The organism is Caballeronia glathei, assembly GCF_000698595.1.
Classification (GTDB): Bacteria; Pseudomonadota; Gammaproteobacteria; order Burkholderiales; family Burkholderiaceae; genus Caballeronia; species Caballeronia glathei.
The window spans coordinates 1-469 of sequence record NZ_JFHC01000307.1 but is presented as its reverse complement, the minus strand read 5'-3'; the positions used below and the strand labels follow the sequence as shown (position 1 = coordinate 469).

Sequence of the window (469 nt, the reverse complement as noted above, 5' to 3'; positions counted from 1 at the left end):
GAACACGCGTACCCGAATTCGCTGTGGCAGATGGACTTCAAGGGCGATTTCCCGACCCTGGAGGGCGGCCGTTGCGCGGCGCTGACGGTGCTCGACGACCACTCGCGCTTTAACGTCGTGCTCACGGCCTGCGCGCGGACCACCACGCAGGTCGTGCAGACCGAGCTGGAGCGGGCGTTTCGCTGCTACGGGCTGCCCGCACGCATCAACACCGACAACGGCGCGCCCTGGGGTTCGCCCAGTGCACCGGGCCAGCTCACCGAGCTGGCCGTCTGGATGATCAGACTGGGCATTCACGTGAGCTACAGCCGGCCCTATCACCCGCAGACCAATGGCAAGGACGAACGGTTTCATCGCACGCTGAAGGCTGAGGTGCTGGAGCGGCACACGTTCACCACGCACGCGCACGTGCAGCAGGAACTGGAACGATGGCGCCGCGTGTACAACACGCAGCGGCCGCACGAGGCTC

The 469-nt window shown here is 66.3% G+C and carries 1 protein-coding gene; it reads left to right on the top strand.

Translation table 11 applies throughout. The features are described 5' to 3' along the window. Positions 1-469 (top strand): IS481 family transposase (locus tag BG61_RS38920; RefSeq protein ID WP_035943864.1); only part of this gene is annotated, 469 nt, incomplete at both ends.